Origin of the sequence: Lysobacter brunescens (genome assembly GCF_042677005.1) — a bacterium.
In the GTDB taxonomy this organism is placed as follows: Bacteria; Pseudomonadota; Gammaproteobacteria; order Xanthomonadales; family Xanthomonadaceae; genus Lysobacter_I; species Lysobacter_I brunescens.
In genome coordinates this window covers 472,889-486,452 of record NZ_JBHTIF010000001.1, presented here as the reverse complement: position 1 = coordinate 486,452, position 13,564 = coordinate 472,889, and the positions used below count along the sequence as shown (strand labels likewise).

Annotated in this window: 11 protein-coding genes; all 11 read left to right on the top strand. The window is 61.5% G+C overall.

The features are described from left to right. Nucleotides 1-401 precede the first annotated feature (401 nt). The 11 genes from ACFQ0E_RS02130 (at nt 402) to ACFQ0E_RS02080 (ending at nt 13,060) form a co-directional block, all read left to right on the top strand. Nucleotides 402-2,555 (top strand): adenosylcobalamin-dependent ribonucleoside-diphosphate reductase, encoded by a 2,154-nt coding sequence (locus tag ACFQ0E_RS02130; protein WP_386822053.1) that lies wholly within the window; start codon nt 402-404, stop codon nt 2,553-2,555. Between the two features lie 180 nt (nt 2,556-2,735). Further along, nucleotides 2,736-3,209, top strand: a complete 474-nt coding sequence (locus ACFQ0E_RS02125; RefSeq protein ID WP_386822052.1) for a hypothetical protein — start codon at nt 2,736-2,738, stop codon at nt 3,207-3,209. Between the two features lie 102 nt (nt 3,210-3,311). Next, a complete protein-coding gene (locus ACFQ0E_RS02120; protein ID WP_386822051.1) occupies nt 3,312-4,094 on the top strand; it encodes a TSCPD domain-containing protein in 783 nt (260 codons plus the stop codon). A 281-nt stretch (nt 4,095-4,375) separates the two neighbouring features. Then, nucleotides 4,376-4,987 (top strand): hypothetical protein, encoded by a 612-nt coding sequence (locus tag ACFQ0E_RS02115; protein WP_386822050.1) that lies wholly within the window; start codon nt 4,376-4,378, stop codon nt 4,985-4,987. 346 nt (nt 4,988-5,333) lie between these two features. Beyond that, nucleotides 5,334-6,416, top strand: coding sequence for a CBASS cGAMP-activated phospholipase (locus tag ACFQ0E_RS02110; protein ID WP_386822049.1), 1,083 nt, complete (start codon nt 5,334-5,336; stop codon nt 6,414-6,416). Further along, nucleotides 6,400-7,575, top strand: a complete 1,176-nt coding sequence (locus ACFQ0E_RS02105) for a CBASS cGAMP synthase (protein WP_386822048.1) — start codon at nt 6,400-6,402, stop codon at nt 7,573-7,575. The genes ACFQ0E_RS02110 and ACFQ0E_RS02105 overlap by 17 nt, the downstream gene beginning before the upstream one ends. A gap of 3 nt (nt 7,576-7,578) precedes the next feature. Then, on the top strand, nt 7,579-9,264 hold the full coding sequence (locus ACFQ0E_RS02100; RefSeq protein ID WP_386822047.1) for a ThiF family adenylyltransferase: 1,686 nt from the start codon (nt 7,579-7,581) through the stop codon (nt 9,262-9,264). After that, complete coding sequence (locus ACFQ0E_RS02095) at nt 9,249-9,734, top strand: Mov34/MPN/PAD-1 family protein (RefSeq protein WP_386822046.1); 486 nt, start codon at nt 9,249-9,251, stop codon at nt 9,732-9,734. Before ACFQ0E_RS02100 ends, ACFQ0E_RS02095 begins: the two co-directional genes overlap by 16 nt. Before the next feature lie 405 nt (nt 9,735-10,139). After that, complete coding sequence (locus ACFQ0E_RS02090) at nt 10,140-10,313, top strand: hypothetical protein (protein ID WP_386822045.1); 174 nt, start codon at nt 10,140-10,142, stop codon at nt 10,311-10,313. A 65-nt stretch (nt 10,314-10,378) separates the two neighbouring features. After that, nucleotides 10,379-10,978: a hypothetical protein gene (locus tag ACFQ0E_RS02085; RefSeq protein ID WP_386822044.1), complete on the top strand. Its 600-nt coding sequence runs from the start codon at nt 10,379-10,381 to the stop codon at nt 10,976-10,978. Between the two features lie 384 nt (nt 10,979-11,362). Next, nucleotides 11,363-13,060: a hypothetical protein gene (locus ACFQ0E_RS02080; protein WP_386822043.1), complete on the top strand. Its 1,698-nt coding sequence runs from the start codon at nt 11,363-11,365 to the stop codon at nt 13,058-13,060. The last annotated feature ends 504 nt before the right edge of the window (nt 13,061-13,564 follow it).

The following is a 13,564-nucleotide window of genomic DNA, read 5'->3' as shown; positions in this document are numbered from 1 at the left end:
CTGGGCCTGCCACGCAGCGCATTCACGCCCCGCGATCGACCCGCCTGACGCGCAATTCCGGGTCCGTCAAGCCGTTGACTTGCCCCCGGCGGGGGCGTAGCTTGGCAACCCGCGCCGCCACTACATCTTGGGGTGGGAGTGGCAGGCGGCCCTACCAATGGTGTTCCACGGAATCGCTGTTCCACGGAAGTAATGAAGGGCAAGCGGGCGTCGCCAGGCATCAGCGCAGGAGGCAGGCGAACTTTTCCGGATCGCGAATGGAGCGGTATCTCGCGTCAGATCCCGGAACCGCGTCACACGAAATTGCGCCGAAGAGGTAGAGCAGGGGGCTCCGTCGTCGGCATCACCTACAACGAAGGCTGCGGCATGACCGTGGTCACAAACGACGAGGAAACAATTGGATGAGCACAGTGCGTCTTGAGGCCGTCGCCAAGGCAGCCGCCGCAGCCGAAATCCCGATGCAGCCGGCGTCCTGGGACATCTGGGACAAGAAGTACCGCCTCAAGACGAAGCAGGGCGAGGCGGTCGATGCCGACATCGACGGCACCTACCAGCGCGTCGCCCGGGCCCTGGCCGATGCCGAGCCCACCGCCGAGAAGCAGAAGTACTGGTACGACCGCTTCCTGTGGGCGCTGCGTCGCGGCGCGATCCCGGCCGGCCGCATCACCTCGAACGCCGGTGCCCTGGAGCACAAGCCGGCCACCTCGACCATCAACTGCACCGTGTCGGGCACCATCACCGACTCGATGGACGGCATCCTGGAGAAGGTCCACGAAGCGGGCCTGACCCTCAAGGCCGGCTGCGGCATCGGTTACGAATTCAGCACGCTGCGTCCGCGTGGCGCCTTCGTCGCCGGCGCCGGCGCCTACACGTCCGGCCCGATGTCCTTCATGGATATCTACGACAAGATGTGCTTCACCGTGTCCTCGGCCGGTGGCCGTCGCGGCGCGCAGATGGGCACGTTCGATGTCTCGCACCCCGACGTGAAGGACTTCATCCGCGCCAAGCGCGAGGACGGCCGCCTGCGCCAGTTCAACCTGTCGCTGCTGATCACCGACGGCTTCATGCAGGCCGTCGAGACCGACGCCGACTGGCCGCTGGTGTTCCCGATCAACGAGAAGGAAGTCGGCGACATCGACGTGACCAGCGCCGAGCAGGTCGTCTGGCGCGACTGGCCGACCACCCGCAACTACATCACCCGCGACGACGGCATGGTGGCCTGCAAGATCTACGGCCACATCCGCGCCCGTCACCTGTGGGACATGATCATGGTCTCGACGTACGACTACGCCGAGCCGGGCTTCATCCTGATCGACAAGGTCAACGAGATGAACAACAACTGGTGGTGCGAGACCATTCGCGCCACCAACCCCTGCGGCGAGCAGCCGCTGCCCCCGTACGGCGCCTGCCTGCTGGGTTCGGTCAACCTCACCAACTTCGTCCGCAACGCCTTCACCGACCAGGCCACGTTCGACTGGGAGGAATACAAGGAAGTCGTGCGCGTGTTCACGCGCATGCTCGACAACGTGGTCGAAGTGAACGGCCTGCCGCTGGAACAGCAGCGCGCCGAGATCATGCGCAAGCGCCGCCACGGCATGGGCTTCCTCGGCCTGGGCAGCACCATGACCATGCTCGGCATGAAGTACGGCGCGAAGGATTCGCTGGACTTCACCGACCGCATCGCCCGCGACATGGCCGTCGCCGGCTGGGAAATGGGCCTGTCGCTCGCCCAGGAGAAGGGCCCCGCCCCGATCATGGAAGAGCGCTTCACCGTCACCGCCGAGATGCTGCGCAAGCGCCCGGAAATGGCGAAGGACGGCTGGAAGGTCGGCCAGGAGATCCCAGGCAAGGTGCTGCACGCCCGCTACAGCCGCTACATGCAGCGCATCGCCAGCGTCGCGCCGGAACTGGTCGAGCAGCTCGCCGAAACCGGCGCGCGCTTCACCCACCACAGCTCGATCGCGCCCACCGGCACCATCTCGCTGTCGCTGGCCAACAACGCCTCCAACGGCATCGAGCCCAGCTTCGCCCACCACTACAGCCGCAACGTCATCCGCGAAGGCAAGAAGACCAAGGAAAAGGTCGACGTCTACAGCTTCGAGCTGCTCGCCTACCGCGAACTGGTCAACCCGAAGGCCATGCCGTTCAGCGACGACCCCGCCGCCAAGCTGCCGGACTACTTCATCTCCGCCGACGACATCAGCCCGAAGGAACACGTCGACGTCCAGGCCGCCGCGCAGAAGTGGGTGGACAGCTCCATCTCCAAGACCGCGAACGTCCCGACGGATTACCCGTACGAAGACTTCAAGGACATCTACCGCTACGCCTACCAGCAGGGCCTCAAGGGCTGCACCACCTTCCGCTTCAACCCCGCCGCCTTCCAGGGCGTGCTGGTCAAGGAAACGGACCTGGAGAACACCCTGTACCGCTTCGAGCTGGAAGACGGCAGCTACATCGAAGTGAAGGGCAACGAAGAGATCGAATACGACGGCGAAATGCACACCGCCGCCAACCTCTTCGACGCGCTGAAAGAAGGCTACTACGGCAAGTTCTGACCCGCCGCACCCGCTCGAACCCTCTCCCCCGCCAGCGGGGGAGAGGGCAGGGTGAGGGGGGCAGTCCCGCAAGACTTTCCGTCCGTCGTCCTTCGCTCGCCGACCCGCGCCACGCACCAAAGATCGCGCTACATTTTCATTGACGGGCACCCCGCCCGTTGTCCCTGACGAGGAACCACCATGAGCAATGGCAATGTGATTACGGACGCGATTTCCGACGCCGCCGAAGCAGTGGCCGACAAAGCGAAGGAAGTCGGCGAAGCCGCCGCCAACACCCGCGCCGGCAAGGCCGTCACCAAGGCCGTCGGCAAGGCGAAGAAGGCCGCCACCAAGGCACGCAAGCAGGCCGGCAAGGTCGTTGGCGAAGCCAAGGCCAAGGCCGCCGCCGCCGTCGAAACGGTGAAGGCCAAGGTCTCCGGCAAGCCGGCGAAGAAGGCGGCCAAGAAGGCTGCCAAGAAAGCCGCCCCCGCCAAGAAAGCCGTGAAGAAGGCTGCCCCGAAGAAGGCCGCCAAGGCCCCGGCGAAGAAGGCCGCCGCGAAGAAGGCCCCGGCAAAGAAAGCTGCGGCCAAGAGGGCACCGGCCAAGAAGGCCGTGAAGAAAGTCGCCAAGAAGGCCGCCCCGAAGAAGGCCGCCCGCAAGGCCGCGAAGAAGTAACGCATCGCACCACCCGCTCCCCGCCCAGGGGAGCGGGCTGGACCGGAGCCCGGCTCCCGTCCGCACCCGACACCACATCACACGCATCCGGAAACACGTCTCATGGCCGTCAAGATCGACAAGAAAATCAAGGGTTACGCCGTCCTCAAGCCGGAAGACAAGGCGAAGGAGGCCGCCCAGGCCGCGTCGGTCCCGCGCGCCGCCATCGAGGCCGAATTGCCCGTGGCCGACGTCATCCAGATGCACGAGCGCATCGAGCGCCCCGACGTGCTGATCGGCAGCACCTACAAGATCAAGTCCCCGCTGGTCGAACACGCCATGTATGTGACGATCAACGACATCGTGCTCAACGCCGGCAGCGAGCACGAACAGCGCCGCCCCTTCGAGATCTTCATCAACTCCAAATCGATGGAGCATTTCCAGTGGATCGTCGCGCTGACGCGCATCATGTCCGCCGTGTTCCGCAAGGGCGGCGACGTCACCTTCCTCGTCGAGGAAATGAAGGCCGTGTTCGACCCCAAGGGCGGCTACTACAAGGCCGGCGGCGTCTACATGCCGTCCCTCGTCGCCGAACTGGGCATGATCGTCGAAGACCACCTCAAGACCATCGGCCTGATGCACGACCCCGAAATGAGCGAGCACCAGCGCGCCCTCATCGCCGAGAAGCGCCGCGCCTACGAAGAGAACCGCTCAAAAAAAAACAGTGATGTGAGCGCCGCCCCCCAGGCCGACGGCGCCCCGCACCAGGAAGACATCGCCGTCACCGGCGAGGGCGTGTCCTTCCCGCCCTCCGCCACCATGTGCCACAAGTGCAGCACCAAGGCCGTCGTGATCATGGATGGGTGCGCGACTTGTCTGAATTGTGGGTATTCGAAGTGTGGGTGATCTGCTGATTTATCCACAGCTTGTTTCATCGCCAATCCACAAAGAAGAGGCGTATAAAGTCCAGAAAAGGAAACGGCACGAGGTGCGAACTCGTGCCGTTTCGGAAAGCTCGATTGATCAGCACCAAGTCGAGCGTGCAGGTGCGTGGTTGGGATCACTTACTGCTAGCGGAAGTTACCATGTTGCCGGCAACGAGCACAAGCAGTAGTCCTCGCATTTGCAAACTGCTCCCCGCTTTTTCAGTGGGAGCGGTAGGTGCTTTGCAAAAATGAGGAAAACGCATGAAGCTACAACTAACTGATTTCTCCGAAATCGCTACGCAGTCTTTTGCTAAAAAAGCATCAAAAATCAAGGATGTTCTTGAAAAAGGTCGTGAGCCATACAGCCCCCAAAAAGATTTTTACAAGCGGATAAGATCTGCTGTTGTCGCCTTGCACAAGGGCGATGCGGGAATTGAAGGGCTGGACTCGCTAATGTTTACATTGAGCGACCGCAAGAAGCGTGCTCGATATGCGTTGCTGATTCCGGGCTATAAGCGATGGATGGGCAAGAAGAAATTTGGCTGGGTAGCCCCTCCTCAGTCAACTTACCAATACCGTGATCATGCCATTTCCGTAAATCCTGAAGTGGGTTTGGAAAGAAGTGGCACTGTTTACGTTATCAAACTGTATTTCAAGAAGGATGAATTGACTCCCGAGAGTGCAGACGTCATCACGGGAGTAATGGGTCTCTCTCTTCCAAGGTCAGAGGGAATGATCTTTGGCGTGCTTGATGTCGAGAGAAGCAGGCTCTTTGTTGAGAAAAAAACTGTGCGACCGGGCTTGCAGGCAATTATTAATGCGGAACTTGCATACATTGCCGAGATGTGGGGCGACCTAGAGCAGGTTGCGTGAACTCGTAACCCGTAAGGCAAGACATGGATGTCTTGTCGAAAAAACCGTGAAACCGAGTGATCAGATGCCTATCACGGAAGCACGCGGCCTCAGGTAAGACTTTTCCGAAAGCCGAGCGGTGCCATCCGTGATTCCGTGCCTGCTTCGATTCAGTGCGGTTACACGAAGACGCGTGTTGCAGTGCAGCGCGCTGATGCCTGCATAGTGGTCCGCCGTCAGTCCCAAAGCCCCCTTGAAGATGTGATGTCCACCCCAATTCAATTGAACACAGGGCTCGTTAGGCCGTCGCAGCAACTGAGACGCAAACGGGAGACCATAAGAACAGCCAGCGGCCTCAGGGGGCCTAATGCACGATTCCATGCAGGGGAATGCCGACTCCCAACACACCGAGGGGTCTGCAGCGGCCCCATCCAAGTTCCAGATCCTGGCGCTGTCCGGAGGCGGGTATCGCGGCCTGTTTACCGCCAAGATCATTGCTGATCTCGAACAACATATTGGCGCACCGATCGCGACACGTTTCGATCTGCTGGCCGGGACTTCTATCGGCGGCATTCTTGCGCTGGCTCTGTCCTTGGAGATTCCGGCCGAACGCATGGTCCGTCTGTTTGAGCGGCACGGCTCGGATATCTTCCGACCGCGCTGGTCCTTGAAGGGAATCTTGCGCGCCCCATACAGCCAAGTTGCTCTGCGAGACTTGCTGTCTGCAGAAGACATCTTCGGTGACAGGGCCCTAGAAGCCTGTAAGCACCCCGTGTTGGTGCCGAGCATCAATTACAGCACGGGCCACCCAGTGCTGTTCAAGACGCCCCACCATCGCGACTTTTTGCGGGACTGGCGCTACCGGCTAGTCGATGTTGCCTTGGCAACCAGTGCAGCACCAGGGTACTTCCCGCGACATATCTTTGATCATCGCCAATACGTCGATGGCGGCTTGTTCGCCAATGCGCCCGGCGTGCTTGCGGTCCATGAAGCTCAACACTTCTTCGGCCGTTCGCGCGAACAACTGCATGTCGTAGCCATTGGCACGATGTCCTCGCGCTTCACCGTCGACCCTAGACGAAATCGGTCTGGGGGAACGATCGATTGGGGCGGCTGGAATCCAGCGGCGACGCCAAAGCGTCTCTTCGGCATCGCGATTTCCGCGCAAGAGTCGTTGGTTCATCACCTTCTTCGACATCGGCTGCTTGATGGTCAGTATCATCATGTCGATGAAGAGTTGACCGACGAGCGCGCACGCGCAGTCGCCTTGGATAAAACAGATTCAGCAGCTCAAGAGGTATTGCTGGGTTCGGGCGCAGAAAAGGCAAAATGGTGCTTGGGAGACGCCTCATTCCGCGAATTGCTCAATCACTTCCCGGCTCCGCCGGTCTTCTACTACGGCGCCAATGCGCAAAACTCTGGGTCGAATACAAATGCTCACGCTGCATAAGTTGTTCCTCAACGCCGGCAGTCCGGATAGCTTCGACGAGGTGATCGTACCGACGGAAGGCCAACGCAGAACATTGGTGCAAGCTAAGAACACTATTCGTGACCGCCTACGCATCTCGATTCGTGCGGCGACGACCAAGATTCTTGGCATGGATCGAATGGTAGATCCCCGTTTTCGTACCCAAGGTTCTTGGGCGTACCGGACTTGCGTACAAGGCGCGCACCTACCCCCACAAGAGATGGATTGGGACTTCGGCGTCTATCTGCCGGTGACAGTCTGGGCAGATCAGGCTCCGCCTCCGGCGATGGCCAAGCTATACTTCGATCTTGTTGAGCAGGCACTCGACCAGCTCTGCGGCGAACAAGGGTGGAAACTGGATCGGAGTAATCTACGTTGCGTGCGCGTCAAGATCACCGACTGGGCGCACATTGATATCCCACTTTACGCCGCCCCAGAGGACAAATTTCGCGAAGTCGCAGAAAAGGCTGTGACCATGGCTTCTGCCAACGCGCATTACTATCGCGAAAGCATGACGTTGGATGAAAGCGCCGACTTTGGGGAAATGCCAGAGCAATTTTGGGAGTTGATGGAAGACATCCACTTGGCTACACGCGACGGAAAATGGGTGCCGTCTGATCCCGAGATGGTCGCGAAATGGTTCGACGATCGCATCGAAGAACATGGCGAGCAGTTGCGACGGGTGTGTCGTTACCTCAAGGCATGGCGCGATCACCACTGGCGAGATGGCGGTGGCCCAAGCTCCGTACTCCTAATGATCATTGTCGCCCGCAACTTCCAATCGGAGTTCCGTCGGGACGATCTCGCACTGGAACGTGCTGCCAACCACCTTGCTCGTGAACTGAACCAAGACGTGCGCGAGCGCGGCATCGATAATGGCGAAGAGGACTTCAACCGCATGTCGGCTGCGGATCGAAAGCACGCCTCAGGTCTCGCCGAGACCTTGGCCCGGCAGATTTACGCTAGCCGTCACTACGGGCCAGGCTTGATGCAGGCAGCGCTGGACAACATGCGCATCCAGTTCGGCCCCCGCATCTCGAATAACCGCGATCTGGTGCAGCCAGACTCCGGCGCAGAGGTCCGCAGTACACCCGCTGCTGCAGTCGCGCCCCCACTCGTGCAAGCGACCAAGGCCGGCTGAGGAATGGGAGCAGGCATCGGCGATACCGGCCTGGGCGCTGCTTTGCGGCTCCTGCGTGGACGCGGCTTCATCGATCTGCCCCGCAAGGGACTTAAGCGTCGGTTCGAAGGACCGTTGCCATACCGCAATGGGTCGGTTCGGATTCGTCTCGAAATCGAAGACTGGGACTTCGTCGACTACCCGTCGATTCAGCTGCTCGAAGCACCTGCCGACGTCCCAGCGTTGCTTCCACACGTGAATGCGATTGGCGGATTCTGCTACCTCGCCCAAGGGTCGCTCGTATTGGATCGCTATCATCCTGAGCACGCCATTGCGCACTGTCTCGACCGGGCAAGTCAAGAACTTGATCGCTTGTCGACCGATCCTCAGTATCGACAAGGCGAGTTTCAGACCGAGTTCGGTGCCAACTGGAGTGTGGGCCAATTTCCGCTCCCATGGAATGTCTTTCTTGGCTCACTCTCGCCCGACGCCAAGCGAGCCAATGCATTCCTCATAGGCCCAAGCGACGCCCGACTTGCTGCGGTCGTGGGTCGGGACGAAGAAGCGGCCCAGTTATGCCAGACCCGCGGCTGGTCACCTCCAGCGCCAGCAGCAGCCACATGCTGGATTATCCGTAGCGATTGCATGCCCACCCTGGCGACGACCGGACTTCCGTGTTCAGTGGGTGAAATGTTTGCCTGGATCAAGGCTTGGGATCGTCGCGCATACGGCGCAATCCAAGCAGTGCTAGGTCAACGGGAATATCTTGCCCAGCCGAAGGTTGTGTTTTTAGTCAAGAGCCCTGCTGGGTGGTTCGGCTTCGGGCTTTCATTGGACGAATCGAAGCGGAAGGTATTCGCTCGAAAGCCCAATCTCATGCGCCAAAGCCTACACGGACGAGGGAGCACTCGCCCTATCGAGCGCGTGTCGGTGACGGAATTTGGTACTGATTTTGTCCACAGCAGAAACTTGACCTTCCCCAATCTGAAGGACCGCAAGATTGTCCTCGTCGGTTGCGGAGCAATCGGTAGCTACCTAGCGCAAGCACTGGTCAAGCTCGGCGCGGGATCCGGGACAGGGGAACTGGTGTTGATCGACTCCGATAGGCTAGGCGCAGAGAACATTGGTCGACACCTGCTTGGCTTCGAGAGCTTTTTGATGCCCAAGGTGCAGGCTTTGGAGCAGACATTGACCGCGCAGTTCCCGCAGGCACACGTCACCAAGCAGGAGCGCGATGCGTTGTTGCCCGCCGATTTGTCTGGGGACCTGATCATCGATGCGACAGGTGAAGAAGCGCTCAGCGAAGCTATGAACTACCACCGCCAGCAACTTGCGGCGACAGACCGTCCCCCATTGCTGCACGTCTGGGTGACCGGCAACGGGGAATGCGTCCAAAGCCTCTGGCAAGACGCGCAGAAATTCGCTTGCTATCGGTGCTTGCGCCGGAATGATCCTCCTCGAACGCCACGGTTCGACATCATGCCGGCGCCCAAAGAAGTCCGCATTCTTGGCTGTCAGGCATTTACGCCATTTGCGGTTTCCGCACCCATGTCCGCAGCAGCGCTCGCAATCGACAACGTTATTGATTGGATGAAGGGCGACCCTTCGCCTCGATTTCGCACACGGATGGTCGAAAGCAGCCAAGCAAGGAAGATCAGGAATCAGGATCTGTCCCCACTTTCAGATTGTCCTGCATGCAAGAGGCCATAATCGGACCACACCCATTTGCGGCGGATGGGCTATTGCTCATCGAAGGCGGCGTACTCTCCGTGATGCAGAAGTTTCGGCAGGACGCACCACACAAGCCGGAGGCTGGAGGAATTCTTCTCGGGTATCGGCGAGGCAGACATCTTCATGTCGCCTTGGCCTCGACACCTTCTTCAGCAGATAGCCGAGGGCGAACTCATTTTTATCGAAAGGCGCTTGCCCATCAACAATTTGCGATGAAACGGTGGCTCTCCAGTGGTGGCACCCTTGACTATGTTGGAGAGTGGCACACGCACCCGGAGATGCAGCCAACTCCGTCGCGCTTGGACCTTGAACAGTGGCAGGCAATCCATAGCCCTCGCAACAGCGCCGCAATGGTTTTTGTGATCGTCGGAAGCCAGCACCAGAATTGGTATGGCGTTGGTCGAGGAAACATCCTTCGCCGAGCAATCCTCGGACCTGAAACTACTTGATGCTCGCTACATGGGGCCCTGTGTTTTCTCGACAATACGTGTCACCGACTCATACGAATTGACGCCATTGCACTCACACGTGATGAACTTCAACCGAAAGGCCGTAAGGCGTAATCCGTAGGGTGGAACCCGCGCAGCGGATTCCACCTTTTCATGCTCACGGCCAGACTACGGCGACTGATGCAAAGGCGGAATCGCCTTCGGCGGTTCCGCCCTGCGGCAATTACATGCACGGAAGCGGTATCGTGAGGTGTGCCCCCCGTTGCCGTCCTAGGGTCGCACCGTGCTCGGCGCGTCAAGGTCGGGGCGAGTTGCGGTGCAAACCTTGACGCGCCTGCGCGCGATGCGTGTCTGACTCGCCAACGGCGCCCACGGTGGGCGTCGGGCGAATCAAGGAATGCCGTCATGCTCAAGCTGCCCAACGTCCTGCTCGTCGAAGTCCCACCGCAGTTCATCGCCCTGTGCGAAACCACCGGCGTCAGCCCCCAGGCCGCCCTGCGCGGCATGGCCGCGATGATCTGCGGCCTGCGATATGACGCCGACGATCGGCTGGTGCCGTTGGAGGGTGAAGCGGCGTAAGCTTTGCCGGGCGCGGGACGCTCCCGCGCCCGGGTCTTTTCGGCCGATCAGCTCGGTAAGATGAGATGGCTCTCGGCGCAGTGTTCAAAGATGTCGAAGCCGGTGAAATTCAAGGTGAAGAACAAATGACGAGAATTGCAGCGCTTGCCATGTGTGTCCTTGTGCTTGCGGCATTGCCTGCCCAGGCGAAGAAGCTCAACATGGTCGCAGTGCCGGAGGCGCAGGCGCATTGTGCTGCCGAGGCTGCCGATGGTGCCTACTGCTACGAATGGAAGCTCGTTGCCGATCCTGCGCTGCGCATCGTTTCGTCCGGTTATGAGGATGGCGGCAGCGTCATCGTCTACCGTCGCGATGCGCGGGGCCGATATCGGCACCTGGCCGAGATCCTTCCCGCCCTGCGCGATTCACGTTATCCCGGTCAGCTGTTCTGGGGCTATTCCTGGGACATCGAAGACATCGAGGTGGTCACGCATGGCCGCCGTATTCGCATGATGGCGACGTTCGATCATCCCGAACTGGATCGAATGCTCGCCGGCGAAATCACTACCCCGGAGACGCGCGCGCTGGTGCTCTTCGTTGGCAAGACGACCCAGCCTGAAATGAAGCTGGCATCCGTGCGCTTTCGTGAACTGCCTGTCGACGCGTTGGTCTCTTCCGCACCGTAAGCCGTTGACTCGCCAACGGCGCCCACGGTGGGCGTCGGGCGAATCAAGGAATGCCGTCATGCTCAAGCCGCCCAACATCCTGCTCGTCGAAGCCCCCCGCAGTTCATCGCCCTGTGCGAAACCACCGGCGTCAGCCCCCAAGCCGCCCTGCGCGGCATGGCCGCGATGATCTGCGGTCTGCGATACGACGCCGATGACCGCCTGGTGCCGCTGGAGGGTGAAGCCGCGTGAGGTGCGCCTGCGCGCGACACGCGTCCGATCGCGGCTGACAGATTGTCAGGTGCGCGCCTGACATCTCCGGAATTGTTCGTTCGATGTCCTTTCCTGATTCTGGTGTGGGCTGCCGTCGGTGGCTCAACAACACCCAACCACAGGAAGGTTCATATGCAACGACTTCAAGAATTTCCAGGCGCGATGCCGCGCTCGTATCGGCACGGATTTGCCGGCCTGCGCTCGCTCTGCCTGCTGGCATGCCTGGGCACGGCCCTCGCAAGTCCTGCCTACGCGACGAACACCGCCGGCGCTGCGGTGTTCGATGCGCATGCCGTCGACCCCTTGGCGGGTACGGCCCGCCAGGAGCAGGTGGCGAGCGCGATGGACGCCGAAGGACGCTCGGTCACGGTGTGGCTCGATCGGCGTGGCACGAGCGCGCATCTGCGCCTGCAGCGACATGATGCTGCGGGTCTGCCCTACGGCGAGCCGATCCAGGTCAACAACACCGCGATCGTCGGTTCGTATGCCTATCCGCAGGTCGCGATGAGCGCCGACGGCGCGTTCACCGTGGTCTGGACGCAGATGGAGCCCTGGCTGGGCGGCATGCCCCACGTGTTCCGGCGCAGCTTCAACCGCCATGGTCAGCCGCTGATGATGGAACAGCGCGTCGACCCGCCCGGCACGCCCGAAGCAGGCAGCGCACAGGTCGCCATGCGCAGCGACGGCAGCCACAGCATCGCCTGGCTCAGTTATCCCGGTAGCGGGCAACGCGCGCTGTACCTGGCCGGGTTCGACGCCAACGGCCTGTCGCTCGGCGTCCCGCAATTGGTCGCCAGCGGCACTTCCTCCACGCAGTTGACCTGGCCTCGGCTGGCCATGGACGACGCCGGCAATACGCTGGCGGTGTGGAGCGAGGATCGCAACGGCGCGATGGAAGAGGTGTGGATGCGCCGACGATTCGCGAATGGCACGTTCGGCGCGATCGCACGGGTGAACAGCCTTGCGCCTGCGACCGTGCCGAGGCCGGACCTGGCCATGGACGCCGCAGGCAACGCCGTCGTCGTCTGGCGGCAATACCATCGCACGATGGGGCTGCGCATCGTCGGCCAGCGCCTGCTCCCCAGCGGCGTTCTCGCAGGCAGCGAGTTCCTCCTCGCCGCACGCGAGCCCTATCCGAAGGACGAGCCTGCGCATCCGAATGTCGCCATGGCGCGCCAGACCGGCGATTTCGCAGCAGTGTGGCGACGTGCCGATAGCCATATCTATGTCCGCCACTTCCATGCCAACGGCACCCCGCTCGGGCCGGAGCGGCCCAGCTCGCAGGGAGGGGCGCGAACCGACTATCCCGACGTGGCGATGGACGCCGATGGCGACACCCAGGTGGCCTGGCAATCCGTCGTTCCGGCGCAGTCCTACACGCATGCGTTCCAGCGCCGCTTCGCCGGCCTCGCGCCGCTCGACGTCCGCGCACGGCTGCAGCACATCGCGCGCAACGAGTCGCCCTCGGGCGTTCGTCTCCATGAGGTCGAGCTGCGCGGCGCTTTGATCCATGCTGCCAATACCAGCGGACGCGGGGTGGCGAGCGGCATCATCGCCCTGATCGAGACGACCGACGCCCTGGTGCCGCAGATGATCGCCAGCGATGGCTGGGTCTGTTCACCCGCACCTGCGTATGCGCTGAGTTGTGCCTACCTGCCCTCGCTCTGGCCGCTGGGCACGGCTCTGGATCCCGAGACCCCGACCAAGCCGCTGCGGCTGCAACTGAACGTGCCCGCCGAGCTTGCCCAGACCGAATTGCGAGTGCGCATCGGCGTGAACCAGTTCGACGCCTCCGCCCTCAACGACCAGGTCAGCCTGCAGTTGCAGTGACTGCTTCGCGACGACGCTCGGTGGTCTCATGTGTGCGCCGAGACTGCCGGGCGTTGCAGCACCGCGAGGCCGTCAGGCATATGCGCAGTCGCAGGGTGCATGAGCGAAGCGTCATGCACCTTCTCTGATGTCAAAATTGTACAAAGGCCGTAAAACGCAATCCGCAGGGTGGAACCCGCGCAGCGGATTCCACCGCTTCATGCCCCAGCCGCCACGGCCCCACTACGGAGACTGATGCAAAGGCGGAATCGCCTTCGGCGGTTCCGCCCTGCGGCAATCACATGGACGGACACGGTATCGTGAGGTGTGCCCCGTTGTCGTCCCAGCCTCGCGCCGTGCTCGGCGCGTCAAGGTCGGTGCGAGTTGCGGTGCAAACCTTGACGCGCCTGCGCGCGATGCGTGTCTGACTCGCCAACGGCGCCCACGGTGGGCGTCGGGCGAATCAAGGAATGCCGTCATGCTCAAGCCGCCCAACGTCCTGCTCGTCGAAGTCCCCCGCAGTTC